The sequence below is a fragment of the Phascolarctobacterium sp. genome (genome assembly GCF_045124115.1).
Classification (GTDB): domain Bacteria; phylum Bacillota; class Negativicutes; order Acidaminococcales; family Acidaminococcaceae; genus Phascolarctobacterium_A.
Genome location: NZ_JBGVLF010000047.1, coordinates 92040 through 109252, shown reverse-complemented (window position 1 = coordinate 109252; position 17213 = coordinate 92040). Strand labels below are relative to the sequence as shown.

Below are 17213 nucleotides of genomic sequence, written 5' to 3'. Positions count from 1 at the left end.
AGCATTACGGGCGGTTTTCCAAATACTGCGCCCGCGGGCCACCTACTAGGGGCGGTCTGGTTCTGGCGGCAGTTAAAACTGCCTCGCCAATTTTGCTATATTGCAAACGTACCGGTACAGCCACTCTTTTCAAATGCATACCGATAAGCGTCTGGCCGACATCCAAGCCCAAATGAGCGCAAATGCTTTCTACAACCACAGGCTCTGCGAAATTTTCGTAAGCAGCCGTGGCCATAGCGCCACCTGCGTGGGCAACGGGGCGCACAGTAACCTCGGTGAGATTGTAAGCGTCCATAGTTTCCGCTTCCACAACTAGGGAACGGTTTAAATGCTCGCAGCATTGTACGGCCAAACGCAAGCCGTGATTATCACACACAGCCTTGAGGGCCTTGAACATGGCTACGGCTACATCACTGCTACCACCGGTGCCGATTTTAGCACCCAGCACTTCGCTGGAACTACAGCCTAAAACGAAGATTTGTCCCTTGCGGGGTTTAGCGATGCTGATTAATTCTTCCGCTGCCGCAGCAAGCTGATCTGCAGCTTCTTTTTCAACTAACTTCATATCCATAGCCACTTACCTTACTATACTCGGCACTTTTATTTCTCAAGTGCCATGATTTTATCTACGCGACGCGCATGACGACCACCGGCAAACTCGGTTTCCAGCCAAGTATCGGTAATCATTTCAGCCAAGCCTACACCGGTGGTGCGCTCGCCCATGCACAGTACGTTGGCATTGTTATGCTCACGGCTCATTTTTGCAGAGAATACATCTGCACACAAGGCAGCACGGATACCCTTGCATTTGTTAGCAGCAATGGAAATACCAATACCGGTACCGCAAATCAGGATGCCGCGTTCTGCACCGCTTTCGCCGCTAGTAATATCTTTGCAGAGTTTTTCTGCAAAATCAGGATAGTCAACAGATTCTTCACCAAAAGTACCATGGTCAACAACCTCGATACCTTTATCTTGCAAATATTTTTTGATATGATCCTTCAGATGCACGCCACCGTGGTCACATGCCATAGCAATTTTCATAAAATTACCTCCTTGTAATCGAATTCACATATTCTTATTCTATCATAAATCCCGGTAATTGTTTACCATTTTTTAATATTAATGTACCCTTTTCCAAAGTAATGATCTGATAGCCTGCAGCCTTGCGCAAACGATTCATGATTGCTAGGCCGATGCCATCCTCGCTGACGCCCTGTGCCAAAATAACCTCTGGTTTAGTGCGGTCGAAATCGCGCAGCAGATAGAATAAATCACCTGCCAACTGCTCCCTGCTATCGCCCCAACAGGACAACAGCACTTGCGGTGATTGCGGCAGCTGTGCTGCCATTGCGGAACTGCAAAGAACACCAATCTTTATCCCTTGCGCCACTGCCTTAGCCACCAGCTCAGGAAGCAAGGCTACAGCCTCCCCTTCCAAGAGGTAGACAGGCTCTTTAGGAGCGTAGTGACGATACTTCATCCCCGGAGCCTTAGGCTTAAAATTTTTATCTCCCATAAGGGCAGGATCAATCTCCATCGCCCCCAGTGCCTCCGTCAGCATTTCGTAGGTAACGCCCCCCGGTCGGCAGATAGTGGGAATCGGACTGGTAGTATCCACCACAGTGGACTCCAACCCAACGCCACAGGCCCCACCATCAATAATGGCAGCTATCTTGCCGTCCATATCTTCCAACACATCTTGGGCGTTAGTGGGACTGGGGCGCCCGCTGATGTTGGCGGATGGTGCAGCAATAGGACAGCCGCAGGCGCGGATAAATTCCTGGGCGTACTTATTGCCCGGGAAGCGTACGCCTACAGTATCCAGACCTGCGCTGGTCACATCGGGAACGATGGGTGCCTTGGGCACGATCATGGTCAAAGGTCCGGGCATAAAATGCTCCATGATTTTTTCCGCATTGGCATTCAAGCCCGTAGTCAACTGAGCAATATCTTCCTTGCGGGCAATATGCATAATCAAGGGATTATCTTGAGGACGTCCTTTAGCTGCAAAAATTTTTGCCACTGCCTCAGGATTCAAGCCATTGGCGCCTAAGCCGTACACTGTTTCCGTAGGGAAAGCTACAACCTCGCCTTGGCGGATCAATTCACCTGCTTTGCGGAAGATTTCCGCATCCTCAGAGTTCCCTTGTAATTTCCAATAGCATGTCTTCATAAGCATCCCCTCCCTTCGTAGTTTTTACAGCAAAGACCATACGCTCGATGCCTGCGTAATCCTTGCGAATAGCAGTTTTAGCGAAGCCTGCATTTCTGCACAGCTGTGCCACAGCCTCTGCTTGGTGGATGCCCACTTCAAAGGCCAGCAGACCTTCTGCCTCCATATGTTCGGCAGCTTCCGCTGTAATGCGGCGATAAAAATCAAGACCATCCTCACCGCCGTCCAAAGCAGTTACCGGCTCCTGCTGTACATCTTTATCCAAAGCAGCAATATCCCCAGCAGGAATATAGGGCGGATTGGAAACGATAATATCAAACTTTTTCTCTACAGGCAGTTTGCTGAACACATCGCTACGCACAAAGCCAATGCGCTCCTTGACATCGCCGATGGCATCAGCATTAGCCTTGGCAGTTACAAGGGCATCCACGCTAATGTCCACACCTACGCCCTTGGCATGGGGCAGATAGTCCAACAAGGAAACGATAATAGCACCGCTACCGGTACCGATGTCTAGAATCTTGACGTCACCTTCCCTGCGTAGGTATGGTGCTGCTTTAAGCAAGCTTTCTACCAGCAACTCTGTTTCCGGCCTAGGGACCAAAGTTGCCTTGTTCACCTTAAAGGTGTTACGCATAAATTCCTTTTCCCCAAGGATATAGGCCAAGGGTTCAAAATTGCCGCGACGGCGGACGTACTCCCTATAGATCGCCAACTCTTCCTCCGTCAGCGGACGTTCAAAGTCCACATACAGAGTAATGCGTTGGCACTTTAAGACAGCACAAAGCAGTACTTCGGCATCCAGGCGTGGATTTTCCACGCCCTTTGCTTCAAAGTACTGCTTTGTCCAATTTATGATTTTCATAATGGTCCAAACAGAATCAGCCATTTTATTTCACCTGTCGTAATTGCTCGCTCTGCTTAGCGGTAATCAATGCATCCAAAAGCTCGTCCATATCGCCGTTGACAATGGTGTCCAACTTATGCAGTGTCAGACCGATGCGGTGGTCGGTAACACGACCTTGGGGATAGTTATAAGTACGGATACGCTCGGAACGGTCGCCTGTACCTACTTGGCTCTTACGATCTTCAGCAGTAGCGGCACGTTGTTCTTCCTGGGCTTTTTCCAAAATGCGGGCACGGAGCACGCGCAAACATTTTTCGCGGTTCTTCAGCTGGGATTTTTCATCCTGGCATTGAGCCACGATACCGGTAGGAATATGGGTCATGCGTACTGCGGACTCGGTCTTGTTAACGTACTGGCCGCCTGCGCCACCTGCACGGTAGGTATCAATACGCAAGTCTGCAGGATTGATTTCTACATCCACTTCTTCCGCTTCCGGCAACACTGCTACAGTAACGGTAGAAGTGTGTACGCGGCCTTGGGATTCGGTCTCAGGCACACGCTGTACGCGGTGTACGCCGCTTTCAAACTTCATGCGGCTGTACACACTGTCGCCGTTGATCTGAAAGACAACTTCCTTGAATCCGCCCAGTTCGGTAGGGGAAGAATCCATAACTTCTACCTTCCAGCCACGGGTTTCTGCGTAGCGCATATACATGCGGAAGAGCACGCCTGCAAAGAGAGCTGCTTCCTCGCCGCCTGCACCGCCGCGGATTTCCACAATTACGTTTTTATCATCATTGGGGTCGGAAGGCAGAAGCAGAATGGTCAGGCGCTGTTCATACTCCTCGATTTGAGGTTTCAGCTCCTTCAATTCTTCTTTCGCCATTTCCGTCAGTTCGTCATCCTCATTGGCATTGAGAATTTCTTCTGCTTCGTCACGGGCAGCGCACATATCGCGGTACTCACGATAAGCAGTGACAATGGGTTCCAGTTTGGCATGGGCTTTTGTTGCCTTCAACCAATTGGCTTGGTCGGCAATAACATCCGGGTCGCTGATTTTCGCTTCCAGGTCTAAATATCTGTCTTCAATGGCCTGTAATTTATCGAGCATATTTTCTCTCCCTATTCTAATTATTGTTCAGTCAGTTCTTCTTCCGGCAGGACAGCTTTCAAAGAAGCAATAGCTACTTCGATTTGGCTATCGTCCGGTTGTCGGGTGGTGAGCTTTTGCAAAAGCAGTCCCGGCATAATAGCGTAATGTACCAGCTTATTATCCGCATGAGCACCGGCGAAACGGATCAACTCGTAGCTGACACCAGCAATGACAGGCATCAGGATAATGCGGGAAGCAATACGTTCCACCAAATTGGGCCAGCCTAAAAAAGTAAAGATAAACATGCTGATCAGCATGACAATCATCAAAAAGTTGGTGCCGCAACGGGGATGCAGGGTGCTGAAAGGGCGTACATTTTCCACTACAAGGGGCAGACCTGCCTCATAGGTGTAGATGGTTTTGTGCTCCGCACCATGGTATTGGAACACCCGTTGAATTTCTTCCATAGAGGAAATTCCGGCAATATATGCCAAGAAAATAATCATACGCAGCACGCCCTCTGCCAAGTTGAGCAGCATGGGGTCATTGGTCAAGCTATGCATAAAGCGCATGGACCAAGTGGGGATGATGATGAAAAGACCAATGGCTAAAGCCACAGAGGTGATAATAGTCAACACCATTTCCCTATCAGAAAGCTGTTCGTCTTCATCGCCGCTGATTTGTGCAGAATAAGCCAAGGCTTTCATACCATCATATAAAGATTCAAATAAAGCAATAACGCCGCGAAGCAGCGGTTTTTTCAAAATCGGATATTTATCGCGGATGCTGTTTACCGGGTTCACGTCCACTGCGATTTCCCCGTCGGGCTTGCGAACGGCTACGGCAACCTTGTCCACGCCGCGCATCATAACGCCCTCAATTACAGCTTGTCCGCCTACATTAGGTTTCTTGCAGCAACTGTTATTCATAATTTCTCCTGAAAAAGAACAACAGCAGAGCAACTAAGCTGCTCTGCTGTAAATATAAAAATTATTGTTCTTTGTTGTAACGTTTGTTGAATTTTTCAATACGGCCGCGAGCAGCTACGTTACGTTGTTGACCAGTGAAGAATGGATGGCATTTAGAGCAAACATCCACGCGAACTTCTTTCTTAGTGCTACCGGTTACGAAGCTTGCGCCACATGCGCAGGTAGCAGTAACTTCACCATAATTGGGATGAATCTTTTCTTTCATTCTTTACACCTCACTTTTAGAACAGATTAGTTTCATCAGTTAAGAAATTAACACTACATTAGTGTATCACATAGCACAATGTAAAGCAAGAGATTTTTATTTTATTTTTCAAATCCCTACGCCTTGCACGTAATTGATAAATTGTTGGGCTGTACGTCCGGAAATACCACCGTGGTTCAGCTCCCACTTTTTAGCCTCCGCACACAGCTTCTCTTCGGGAATATCCAAACCCTGCTTTTTAGCAAGCTCGCAAACAATGTTGAAGTATTCCTTTTGGTTGGGCTGGCCATAGTAAATAGTGCAACCAAAACGGTTGACTAGGCTCAGCTTCTCCTGCATGGTGTCGGACTTGTAGATACCGTCTTCTTCCGTCACATCATTACGGTCCTTCCAAGTCTCGTTAATCAAATGACGGCGATTGCTGGTAGCATAAATCAAGATATTGTCAGGACGCACTTCCAGACCGCCTTCGATAATCGCCTTGAGATATTTATACTCAATCTCAAATTCTTCAAAGCTTAAATCATCCATATAGATAACAAAGCGATAATTGCGGTTCTTAATTGTAGCAATAACCTGGGACAAATCGCGGAACTGATGCTTATAAATCTCAATCATGCGCAAGCCTTGGTCATAGTACTTGTTAATCAACGCCTTAATGCTGCTAGACTTGCCTGTGCCGCTGTCGCCAAAAAGCAGGACGTTATTAGCAGGGCGACCTTCCACAAAGGCTTCCGTATTTTCCAAAAGGCGCTGCTTTTGGCGTTCATAGCCCACCAAATCATCAAAAGTGATGTTTTCCGTATTGGAAATAGGCACCAATTCTGCCTCGCAGCCTTCCTCGTGAATCAGGCGGAAAGCCTTGTTCAAGCCCAGAGTGCCCACGCCATATGCTTTATAAAAATCAGTGACAAGAGCAAAGACTTCTTCCCCATCCTTAGCTGCCGCAATAGCGCTGCTCAACGCCTGCACCTTATCGCTGATATTCTTGTTATAACGACGCTCCTTCTTCTCCACTGCCGCATAATCCGTAATAATGGAGAAACAGTTAATACCTAATTCCTTTTCCAAGGGAGCAAAGTTATAGTGGAAAAGCTTTTTGAACACAGCATAATCAGCTTTAGCAAAGCTGTTTACACTGCCATGGCAAGCGCCCACTTTTTCGCAAGTAATGGCAAAAGGATTCTCGCAGCTGATGAGCAGATAGGTCAAGTAGTTCTGCCACAAGTTATGGTTGAAGCCGTAAACAGTAGCAATATCTAAAAGTCGATGGATTTGGTCATAAATGCGATCTACCAAATCTTCCTTCACATAATTACCGGTAGCAAATTCTTCGCACACATCCGCTAAAGGATAGAGCAAATTATCCTCCGGCAGATTGCGGTAAACAATAAGTTGGGAAACTAATCTATGCATATCTTACCCCTCACAAAAAGCAAATTTATCTACATCAAACATACCCATATCCGTAATCCGTAAGTGCGGAATAACGGGCAGAGCCATAAAACTTAAACTGATAAAAGGATCAATACCCTTGGGCACGCCTTGTGCATGAGCCAAAGTACGAATTTCTTCTAAGGAAACTATGAGCTGTTCTGCCGGAGCACTGCTCATCAAGCCGCAAATAGCCAAAGGCACACTGCCCTTCACCTGCCCTGCTTCTACCAAGGTATAACCGCCTTGCAAGTGTACCAGCTGATGGGCAGCCACTGCCATATCCTTGGGTGTACTGCCAATAACAATCAAGTTGTGGGAATCGTGTGCAACCGTAGTGGCAACGGCACCGTTGCGCAAGCCATAGCCTGCAATGAGTCCCAATCCCATGTAGCCTGTGCCATGGTGACGTTCCAAGACAGCAATCATGTGCAAACTGCCTGCCGCCAAAGCAGCGGGAACATCTGCACCGCCAATGCTTTCCTTTGCCGTTAGAATTTCCCCGGGCAGCATCCTAATGACAGGATATTCTTTTTCCGCCGCAAATTTCTCCACAGCAAAGTCCGCCTCAGTAAAGGGAGCAGGACGTACGCTGCCCTGCAGTGCAGGAGCTGGGACAAGAGGCACTACTTTAGCAGCCTTTGCCACAGCATCTTCACCTTTGTGGAATACGTGCAAAGGACGTAACGCTTCCAGATTGTCAAAAACAACAATATCCGCCTGCCACCCCGGTGCAATAGCACCCAAACGGTGTAAGCCGTAAATCTTAGCAGCGTTGATGGATGCCATGCGCAGCGCACGCACAGGGTTCATTCCTAAAGCCACAGCCATTTTTACACAGTGGCGGATACTGCCTTCCTTACGGATATCAGCTAAATGTTTATCATCAGTGCAAAAGGCCATGTTCTGTACATCCACGCCCTCTGCCAAGGCACCTTGTAAAACAACCTGCAAATTTTTAGACGCACTGCCTTGGCGTACCAGCACCGCCATCCCTGCACGCAGTTTTTCCCTAGCTTCCGCCCAAGAAATGCTTTCGTGATCCGTATCAATGCCGCTGGCTGCATAAGCTTGCAGCGCCGTACCGCCTAACATGGGAGCGTGCCCGTCAATAACGCGTTTTTTCTGCAACGCCAACTCCAACTTTGCCAACACATCAGGAGCATCGTTCAAGACGCCGGGCACATTCATCATTTCGCCCACGCCCAAAACACCGGGCTCATCCATAAGTTCCACCATGGCTGCAGCATCCATAATGCAGCCTGCATGTTCAAAAGGAGTTGCAGGCACACAACTAGGCAGCTGCACATAGTAGTTGATGGGCATGTGCCCACCTGCCTGCAGCATGTAGCGGATACCCTCCGCCCCTGCCACATTGGCAATCTCATGGGGATCCGTAATCAAGGTCGTAACGCCCCAAGCCAATTCTTCGGCGCAGTAATGCTCAGGAGCCGCCATACTGCTTTCCACGTGGCAATGAGCGTTAATAAGACCGGGGGCAATAAATGCCCCCGCCACGTCAATTTCCTTTTTTGCTGCAGAATAGGTTCCGTAGGGCGCAATCCCGGCAATCACTCCGTCCGCCAGTACGACCTCGCCCCCGTAAACGCTTTCCGTCAGCACATCTACAATTTTGCCATTACGCAGCAGCACATCACCGGGTTCTTTGCCCAAGGCTACTGCTCGTACATGCTTATTCATAACACGCCTCGTTTACTGCAAACACAATTACATGTAGATATATTTTAAAATAAAGATAATAGCTAATAGATAGAGAATCCAGTTAATCTTCTTGGTCTTGCTATTGCCTGCCAACAGGTTCATAGCTACATAAGCAATAACGCCAAAAGCAATACCTTCGGAAATGGAGTATGCAAAAGGCATGAAGATAGTTGCCATGTATGCAGGAACAGCTTCGGAATAATCTTCAAAGTCAATCTTCGCCAAACCGCCTACCATGAGGAAGCCTACTACAATCAGAGCAGGAGCGGTGGCAAAAGCAGGAATTGCCAAGAAGATAGGTGCCAGGAACAAGCTCAGCAGGAAAAGTACAGCTGCAGTCAAGGAGGTTAAACCGGTACGACCGCCTACAGCAACACCGGTGCTGCTTTCTACGAAGGTAGTAACGGTAGAAGTACCCAAAACTGCACCTACGGTAGTAGCCAAGGAGTCAGCCATTAAAGCGCCCTCAATTTTCGGCAGCTTGCCATCCTTGTCCAGCATATTCGCTTTGGAGGCTACGCCGATCAAAGTGCCCAAAGTATCAAAAAGGTCAACAAACATGAAGGCAATCATAACAGCGATAAAGTTAAAAGTGCCTACCATACTAAAATCAAGCTGCATAAAAGTGGGAGCCAAGCTGGGAATGGAGAAACCATTGGAGAAGTTGGGCAGTACGGAGAACATACCCAGCTTAGGATTAGGAATATAGATGCCGGTCAATTCGCAGATAACGCCCAAGCCCCAAGTTGCCAAAATGCCCAAGAGGATACCGCCGGGAACCTTCTTAATCAAGAAAGCAGTGGTAAGGATAATACCTACCAGTGCCAGGAAGGCACCGATGCCGGTGGAATGGAAGGAACCATCAGCCAACGCTTGACGGAAGGGATACAGGCCAACCAAGCAAGGTCCATCCACAATAATTTTAGAGTTCTGCAGACCAATGAAAGCAATGAAAAGGCCGATACCACCGGTAACGCCCAGTTTCAAAGAAACGGGAATGCAGTTAAACAAAGCCTCTCTGATTTTTGTCAGAGACATGATGATGAAGAGAATACCTTCCATAAAAACGGCAGCCAGAGCAACCTGCCAGGAATAACCCATAACGCCGCAGACAGTATATGCAAAAAAAGCGTTGAGCCCCATACCGGGAGCCAATGCGAAAGGATAATTACTAAAGAACGCCATGAACAAAGTACCTAAACAAGCACCCAAAGCCGTAGCAGTGAAAACAGCGCCTGCATCCATACCGGAAGAACCTAAAATACCCGGGTTAACAGCCAAAATATAGGCCATAGTCATAAAGGTAGTCAAGCCTGCCACCAATTCAGTCTTTACTGTGGTGCCATGCTCCTCCAGCTTGAAAAATTTAGCCAAGAAATCCATACTAACGCCCTCCTTAAAACAAAAATCAGTAGGTCAAAATCTCCGGACCGTTTTCCGTAATCAAAATGGTGTGCTCCCATTGGGCGGACAGACTGCCGTCTTCGGTATAAACTGTCCAATCGTTGGCAGCGTCTACAAAAACGCCTTTACGCCCCATATTGATCATAGGCTCGATGGTGAAGATCATACCCGGTGCCAGAACCATACCCGTGTTGCGTTTGCCCACATGGCAGACAAAGGGGTCTTCGTGGAATTCCACGCCTACACCATGACCGCCGAACTCGGTAACTACACTGTAGCCATGTTTCTTTGCCAATGCGGATACTGCTGCACCAATATCGCCCAAATGCGCCCAGGGCTGAGCTGCTTCAATGCCTTTCAGCAGGCACTGCTTGGTGATTGCCACCAGATCGGCTGCAGGCTTACGCACCTTGCCAATCATAAACATGCGGGAAGCATCCGCATAATAACCTTTGTAAATAGTGGACACGTCCACATTGACGATATCACCACTTTTCAGCACGTCGTACTGGCTGGGGATACCGTGGCACACTTGGTCATTAACGGAAGTGCACACACTTTTGGGGAAGCCGCAAAAGCCTAAAGGTGCGGGAGTTGCCCCATGAGCAATAGTGAAATCATATACAATGGTATTGATTTCTTCCGTAGTCATGCCTGCTTTAATATGCTTAGCAACCTCATCCAGTACTGCAGTATTAATAGCGCAGGCTTCACGGATGCCGGCAATCTGCTCCGGAGTCTTGATCATCTCACGGGTAGGCACTTCCTTGCCTTGGGATTGCAACAGTGCCAGTTTAGCATCGTTCATCTGGTGGCAGTCTGCATAAGCTTTACCGCTGCCACACCAACACAAATTATTATCAGTCATCTTTATTCTCCTTTACTTGCACTCAAAAAAACTATTACACCTTATTGTAACACGAATTAAGCGACTTTTCACATTTTCCTACTAAATTATTATGACAAAGCAAGTTTTTTCTGCTAAAATACTTCTATACATAAAAACGGAGGCTAAAAATTTTATGGAACAATATGCAATGTACTTTATAGACCTGGTGCTTCATTTGGATAAGCATTTGCCTGAGATCATGGCAGCTTATGGTCATTTTATCTACGCTATTCTTTTCTTAGTAGTTTTCTGCGAGACAGGCCTGGTTGTAACCCCCTTTCTCCCCGGCGACTCCCTGCTCTTTGCCTGCGGCGCTTTGGCAGCCACTGCTCCCGACGGCATGGACATCAAAATCATCACGGTTATTTTCCTTGTATCGTCCATTCTCGGCGATGCGTGCAACTATATGATTGGCGAAACGCTGGGTATGCGCATGATCAACTCCAAGATTATCAAGAAGGAGCACGTGGACAAAGCCAGCAACTTCTACGCCAAACATGGTCACAAAGCTATTTTCTTGGCACGTTTCGTGCCCATTGTCCGCACCTTTGCCCCCTTTGTGGCAGGCGTGGGCAAAATGCACTACATGACTTTCGCACATTACAATGTTGTCGGCGCTGTAGTGTGGGTGTTCCTCTTTGTTGGCGGTGGTTACTTCTTTGGCAACATTCCTGTAATTAAACAAAACTTTACTTTAGTAACTTTGGGCATCGTAATTTTCTCCGTCCTGCCCGTCCTGTGGGAGCTGGTTGGCAAAAAACTTTTCCACAGGGAATAATTGCACATAAAAAATTAAACCATGGGTGTAGCAGTTACGTCTGCTTCTCCCATGGTATTTTAATAACAAATAAGTATTAGGAGGAATCCTCATGTACAGATTTAACAGCGATTACACCGAAGGCTGCCATCCTGCCATTTTAGAGCGTTTGGTTGCTACTAATATGGACCAAACCGACGGCTACGGTTTAGACCCTTACTGCGACGACGCCCGTGCCAAAATCAAAGAATACTTTGGCTGTCCTAATGCGGATGTACACTTTTTAGTAGGCGGTACCCAAACTAATCTAACCGTTATCTGCGCTGCTTTGCGTCCCCACCAAGCCGTATTCGGCACGGACGCCAGCCATATCAACACCCACGAAGCAGGTGCCATCGAGCATGTGGGCCATCGTGTTCTGCCCTTGCCTACGGAAGACGGTAAGCTGACTGCAGCCCAAATCAAAGCAGAATGGCTTAAATATGACACAGACCCTGCCCGCGAGCATTGGGCGCAACCCAAAATGGTCTACATCTCCCAGCCTACGGAAATCGGCAGCATGTACAGCAAACGCGAACTGGAAGAACTTTACGCTGTATGTAAGGAAGCAGGCTTATATCTGTTCATTGACGGTGCCCGTTTAGGCTACGCTTTAGGCGCTCCTGATAACGATATTACCCCAGCAGAACTTGCTGCCAACTGCGACGTATTCTACATCGGTGGTACAAAATGCGGCCTGCTCTTTGGCGAAGCAGTAGTAATTCTAAACGATGCACTCAAGCCTGATTTCCGCACCATCGCTAAGCAATGCGGTTCTATTTTAGCCAAAGGCCGTCTTTTAGGCGTGCAATTCGGTGCAGCCTTTACTGACGGACTCTACACCAAGATCTGCGCTAAAGCTACTTTGCAGGCTCTAAAGATTCGCGATGCCCTACTAGCTAAAGGCTTTAAATTCGTCACCGACTCTCCCACCAACCAGCAATTTGTAATTATGACGCCGGAGCAATTTGCCAAGCTCAGCGAAGAATTCGCCCTAAGCCACATTGCCTACCTGCCCGACGGCAACTACAGCGTGCGTATCTGCACCAGCTGGGCAACTCTAGATGAGCAGGTGGATAAACTCATCGCTATGATTAACGAACTGTAATCAGCTCCCGCAAAAAATTATAACGTAAAACGCCCTTCTTCCTATGGATTCGTTGCTAGCCATAGGCGAAGGGCGTTTCTGTTTTTATCTTTTACATTTATGGAGGAAGGTTTGAAGATTTGTGATTTTTAAGAAGGATTATTTTTCAGCTTTGTGTTTGGGAACAGTGCTCATGATGGAGACAATTGCTACCAAAGTCATGAAAACGTTGAACAAGAGGGCAATGGCAGCAGCATAACGGATAGCTACGTTATCAGCACGGCCAACGAACAGCCAAGCCATGGGTACATTGGATACGTGCATCAGACCGGTGTACAGAGCAGCGGAAATTGCTACGCCAAAGGCAGCACCCAAAGAAGAAGCCATTTTGTAGATACCTGCAGCAGCGCCAACTTGGTCTTCGGGAACGTTGGACAGGGCAGCATCGGTGGACGGAGTTGCATAGAAGCCTAAGCCGATACCAAAGAGAGTATAGCCGATAACCGCAGCAATAATGTATTGCCATTCATAGAGGAAGCTCATGGAGAGCAGCAGGATACCGGTTGCAGTAATGGAGCAGCCGATGATCATGGGCTTGCGTGCGCCCCAACGTTGCAACAGTTTTTCGCCTACGCGTATGGTTGCCAAAATTGCTACCAAGTAACCGATAGTCAGCATACCTGCTTCGAAAGCGCTCATGCCGGAAGCATGTTGTACTAAGGACAAGGATACCAACAAGGTACCTGCAGCACCGTTCAGCAGGAAGTTGGACAGGGTTGCACCGGAATAAGTTTTATTGTTAAAGATTTTGAAGTTTACGAAAGCGTTATCTTTAGAGTTTTCGATTTTGTAGAAGGCAGCAAAGGCTACCGCAAATACGCCTGCCAAGCCCATAATAAGGGGATTAGTCCAACCAAGTTTAGAGCCTTGGCCTACTACTACGTTCAAAGATACCAAAGCAATCATGAAAGTGATCAGACCGGACCAGTCAAAGCCTTTCTTCTTGCCGTCATCTTCAACTTTGGATTCGGGAGTGCCATAAATCAACAGGAAGCTTACAATGGAGATGGCAATGGAAATCCAGAAGATGTAGCGCCAACCAAAGTTGGAAGCCATGTAGCCGCCAAAGAGGGAGCACAGACCGCTGCCGCCCCAAGAACCGATGGACCAGAAGCTTACAGCTCTTTGACGTGCTACGCCATCATAGTAGGCTTTGAGTAGCGCCAAGGTAGAAGGCATGATGCAGGCAGCAGATAGGCCTTGGATAATACGACCTGCCATCAGGAAGGTAACAGTATCAGCAGGGGAAAGCACAATCAACAGAGAGCCAACAGCGTTGAGGATTACGCCCAACAGAGTTACTTTTACACGGCCGATACGGTCGCCCAAGCCGCCCATTACTACGATGAAGATACCGGAGAACAGTGCGGTGATAGAAACGGCAATGTTCATCCAAGTTGCTTCGATGCCCAGTTCAGCGCTCATGGTAGGAGCAATATTTAAAGTGGTTTGTGCAAACAGCCAGAAGGTAATTACGCCAAGGACAATGCCCAACAGCAGTTTATCATTGCCTTGGTATTGGGTAGCAGTGTTGTTACTCATGATAAAATCCGCCTTTCGATTATTTCTTGATCAGCCACAAGCCTGCGGCAATCAGCATAGTTTTGATACCGTGTTCAATGGTGGGATGCAGTACGGGTGCCCAGAAAGGAGAGTGAGGACCGGGCAGAGTTGCCACAGTGCCTTCAGCCACAGCCTTAGCATATTTTTCCGGTGCAGTACCGCCCACGAACCAATACACATAAGGTACATTCCACGCACGTCCATAACGGCTGAAGTCTTCGCTAGCGCCTGCAGGAGGACATTCGGTAACGTTTTCTTGACCAAAATGTTCCGCAAAGGCCTCAGCAATCTTCATGGTTGCTTCTTTATCATTAACAGTCAGGGGGAAATCATTGATAGGTTCATAGCTGGGCATTTTCGGTGCGTTGGAAGCGGCAGCCTCAGCATCACAAACGCGTTTTACAGCAGCCAGAACATGTTCGCGTACTTCTTCGTCGGTAGTACGGATGTTGAGTTTGATATATGCTTCATCAGGGATGATGTTTTCAGCAGTGCCTGCGTGGAACTCGCCTACGGTAATAACAGCTTGGGTTTGGGGAGGAACTTCACGAGCAACTACAGCTTGCAGGCGCATTACTGCGGAAGCAGCCATAATAATGGGGTCGATGGCGTTGTTAGGCATACCGCCGTGGCCGCCTTTGCCATAAAAAGTTACTTTCATGCTGTCGCCGGCAGTGAGGATTTGTCCTGCTCTGTAGGAGCAAGTACCTGCCATGCCCTGTACCAAATGTTGACCTAAGATAATATCCGGTTTGGGGAAACGGTCCATAAGACCATCTGCCAACATAGCTTTGGAACCTGCAGCAATTTCTTCACCGGGTTGGAAGATACCGATTACAGTACCCTTCCAAGCATTCTTGCTAGCGTTCATTACAGTCAAAGCGCCCAGCAGCCAGGTGATGTGCATATCGTGGCCGCAAGCGTGAGCCAAAGGCACAGTTTTACCGCTTTTATCTACGGTAGTAGCAGTGCATGCGTAGTCGACGCCGGTGTCTTCTTTCATGGGCAAGCCGTCCATGTCGGCACGCAGCATAATTACGGGGCCTTCACCATTTTTGATTTGCGCAACTACGCCGGTTACGCCAACTTTTTCCGTTACCTCTACGCCGATATTACGCAGATAAGCTGCAACCTTAGCAGCAGTATTGAACTCTTGCATGGACAATTCCGGTGCCATGTGCAGTTCTTTGTAAATTGCTTCGACTTTAGGGATTACTTCTACAATTGCGGGATTTACTACATCAACGAATGCCATTGTAAAAAATCAACTCCTTCTCATAAATGTAAGTAATAACTTTTATAACAACATTAAAGAAACTGTTTCCTTAATCTGAATTATACACTACTCTTTTTATTTTGGCAAGTGTTTTTTTAATATTTCTTTAATAAAAAAAAAGAAATAGGACTGTCCGTCCAAGCAATGGTATATCACAAGCGAATCATTGGAATTTTAGCTTGCGAGTGCTTAGAATCACCGAAGTGAAGCGAACCATATAGTATCTTGTTTTTCGAACAAGATCGGCCGCGAATCTTCGCTGTGATTCTGCACGAAGCAAGCGTTAAAAAATCCCACGTGAGCGGTGATATGCCATTGCGAGGACAACTCACAGTCCTTACAGTTTCTCTTAGATATTCAATTTATAAATTTTGCCTGGTCTGCCGCGATTAGCGGACAGTTCCTCGCCCACTACGTGCACAAGTTCTACACCGGCGAGAGAACCAAGAATGCGCCGGATATTTTGCTCGCTGACAGCCAGCTTAGCAGCCATCTGTGCCACTGTAAAACGGTCACTGCTAAAGGAGTTTACTGCAGCTACCAACTTGCGAAAAGTTTTGACGCTGACCGCAGCTTGATGCAATTGTGCCACAACCTGCGGATCATCGGAAAAATAATCGTATTCCAAATGGGAACCGCTTTCGTCCAACTCTACCATTTTGCCGTTATGTTCAATAATAACCAGACCTGCCTGTTTTCTTTCAGCATAAGCCAAAAGCGCCTTCTGTGCGTTGAACTCCGCTTGAGCTACAGTTTCGCCGTAACCAATGCCGATATGGATGGGCACCACGAAATTAATGGCTACATTCATCTGCGCCAATGCTTCTTGGATAGCCTGTACGTAATTTTCTACTACGCCACGGGAGCTAAAGATAACATAACGGCCACTGCCCTTATCAATCAAATAGCCGTTCAACGTGGCGGACAAAGGTAGCAGAATCCCCTTCAACTTCCAATCCAGCATCTGCATGGTGGAAGCATATTGGTTCTTTGCTACCAGCTTGGCATAATCGGAAATAGAAATTACGACAGTACCAACTTGAGAAGTTCTAAAATAATTGGTTTTGATTTTTTCAGAAAGCAACTTCAAGCCTTGGGCAATCTCCTGCTTAGTCAGTGTCAGGTACATTACCGGTACGCCCATTTCTTCCAAACAGTTACGCACGCCTGCTACTGCAGTAATAGCGTAATCAATCTTCCCCTGCAGCCACAGTTGCTGATGGAAACGTGCTACCTGCTCCACCATCTCCGAGCCAATATCTTCAAAATATTTAATGTGGATTTCAGGGAAGTTAATCCCCATCTCCCCAATAACGCTTTCAATATCCAGCATTCCCTTATACATATCAATAGATACGCGAGGAACGGAAGTTATTAACCTTGCCATAATCTGGATAATGGTGCGATACAAGCCTGCGCCCAAAGTAGGGCAGTAATCCGCTGTGTAATCGTTCTGCAGATAGGGCTTCGCCAGCTCGTAGGGCATGGGGCCGGAAAACAGCCATCCATCCACTTTATGCCTTGCCTTTTGCAGAATCTCCGGCATTTCCTGCTCGCTTTGGAAAGGAAAAGGAATAAACTGCACATCAGTGCTGTAGTCCACGCTTACGTCCATAATTCTATCTACTGACGAAGCAAAACCGATAATACCAATACGATATCTCATCTTAAT

16 protein-coding genes are annotated in these 17213 nt (G+C 47.6%); 2 read left to right on the top strand and 14 right to left on the bottom strand.

Annotated features, from left to right (window positions below; translation table 11 throughout):
- Positions 1–4: 4 nt before the first annotated feature.
- From ACJMM4_RS07345 to ACJMM4_RS07295, 11 genes are all read right to left on the bottom strand, one after another.
- Entirely contained in the window at positions 5–565 is a 561-nt protein-coding gene (locus tag ACJMM4_RS07345) for a TIGR01440 family protein (RefSeq protein ID WP_405380931.1), read from the bottom strand.
- 35 nt (positions 566–600) lie between these two features.
- On the bottom strand, positions 601–1044 hold the full coding sequence (gene rpiB / locus ACJMM4_RS07340) for a ribose 5-phosphate isomerase B (RefSeq protein WP_405380929.1): 444 nt from the start codon (positions 1042–1044) through the stop codon (positions 601–603).
- 34 nt (positions 1045–1078) lie between these two features.
- A complete protein-coding gene (locus tag ACJMM4_RS07335; RefSeq protein WP_405380927.1) occupies positions 1079–2176 on the bottom strand; it encodes an L-threonylcarbamoyladenylate synthase in 1098 nt (365 codons plus the stop codon).
- On the bottom strand, positions 2139–3065 hold the full coding sequence (gene prmC, locus ACJMM4_RS07330) for a peptide chain release factor N(5)-glutamine methyltransferase (protein WP_405383785.1): 927 nt from the start codon (positions 3063–3065) through the stop codon (positions 2139–2141). Before prmC ends, ACJMM4_RS07335 begins: the two co-directional genes overlap by 38 nt.
- Position 3066: 1 nt before the next feature.
- Entirely contained in the window at positions 3067–4134 is a 1068-nt protein-coding gene (gene prfA / locus ACJMM4_RS07325; protein WP_405380923.1) for a peptide chain release factor 1, read from the bottom strand.
- A gap of 20 nt (positions 4135–4154) precedes the next feature.
- Complete coding sequence (locus tag ACJMM4_RS07320; RefSeq protein ID WP_405380921.1) at positions 4155–5045, bottom strand: DUF1385 domain-containing protein; 891 nt, start codon at positions 5043–5045, stop codon at positions 4155–4157.
- A gap of 61 nt (positions 5046–5106) precedes the next feature.
- Positions 5107–5310: a 50S ribosomal protein L31 gene (gene rpmE / locus ACJMM4_RS07315; protein ID WP_405380919.1), complete on the bottom strand. Its 204-nt coding sequence runs from the start codon at positions 5308–5310 to the stop codon at positions 5107–5109.
- 108 nt (positions 5311–5418) lie between these two features.
- On the bottom strand, positions 5419–6726 hold the full coding sequence (locus ACJMM4_RS07310) for an ATP-binding protein (RefSeq protein WP_405380917.1): 1308 nt from the start codon (positions 6724–6726) through the stop codon (positions 5419–5421).
- 3 nt (positions 6727–6729) lie between these two features.
- Positions 6730–8445, bottom strand: a complete 1716-nt coding sequence (gene ade, locus ACJMM4_RS07305) for an adenine deaminase (protein WP_405383783.1) — start codon at positions 8443–8445, stop codon at positions 6730–6732.
- A gap of 27 nt (positions 8446–8472) precedes the next feature.
- Positions 8473–9849, bottom strand: coding sequence for an NCS2 family permease (locus ACJMM4_RS07300; protein ID WP_405380913.1), 1377 nt, complete (start codon positions 9847–9849; stop codon positions 8473–8475).
- Positions 9850–9874: 25 nt separating this feature from the next.
- The gene (locus tag ACJMM4_RS07295; RefSeq protein ID WP_405380984.1) at positions 9875–10744 is read right to left on the bottom strand and encodes a methionyl aminopeptidase; all 870 of its coding nucleotides are present in this window, start codon (positions 10742–10744) and stop codon (positions 9875–9877) included.
- Between the two features lie 148 nt (positions 10745–10892).
- On the opposite strand from ACJMM4_RS07295, the gene ACJMM4_RS07290 reads away from it, so the two are divergent.
- Positions 10893–11537 carry a DedA family protein gene (locus ACJMM4_RS07290; RefSeq protein ID WP_405380911.1) on the top strand — a complete coding sequence of 215 codons (645 nt, stop codon included), beginning with the start codon at positions 10893–10895 and terminating at the stop codon, positions 11535–11537.
- Positions 11538–11628: 91 nt separating this feature from the next.
- Positions 11629–12663, top strand: coding sequence for a threonine aldolase family protein (locus tag ACJMM4_RS07285; RefSeq protein WP_405380909.1), 1035 nt, complete (start codon positions 11629–11631; stop codon positions 12661–12663).
- A 138-nt stretch (positions 12664–12801) separates the two neighbouring features.
- On the opposite strand, the gene ACJMM4_RS07280 is transcribed toward ACJMM4_RS07285, so the two are convergent.
- The 3 genes from ACJMM4_RS07280 to ACJMM4_RS07270 all read right to left on the bottom strand — a co-directional run bounded on the left by ACJMM4_RS07280 (position 12802) and on the right by ACJMM4_RS07270 (position 17207).
- A complete protein-coding gene (locus tag ACJMM4_RS07280; protein ID WP_405383781.1) occupies positions 12802–14244 on the bottom strand; it encodes an MFS transporter in 1443 nt (480 codons plus the stop codon).
- A gap of 19 nt (positions 14245–14263) precedes the next feature.
- Positions 14264–15520 (bottom strand): amidohydrolase, encoded by a 1257-nt coding sequence (locus ACJMM4_RS07275; protein WP_405383779.1) that lies wholly within the window; start codon positions 15518–15520, stop codon positions 14264–14266.
- A gap of 370 nt (positions 15521–15890) precedes the next feature.
- Positions 15891–17207: a hypothetical protein gene (locus ACJMM4_RS07270; protein WP_405383777.1), complete on the bottom strand. Its 1317-nt coding sequence runs from the start codon at positions 17205–17207 to the stop codon at positions 15891–15893.
- Positions 17208–17213: the final 6 nt, after the last annotated feature.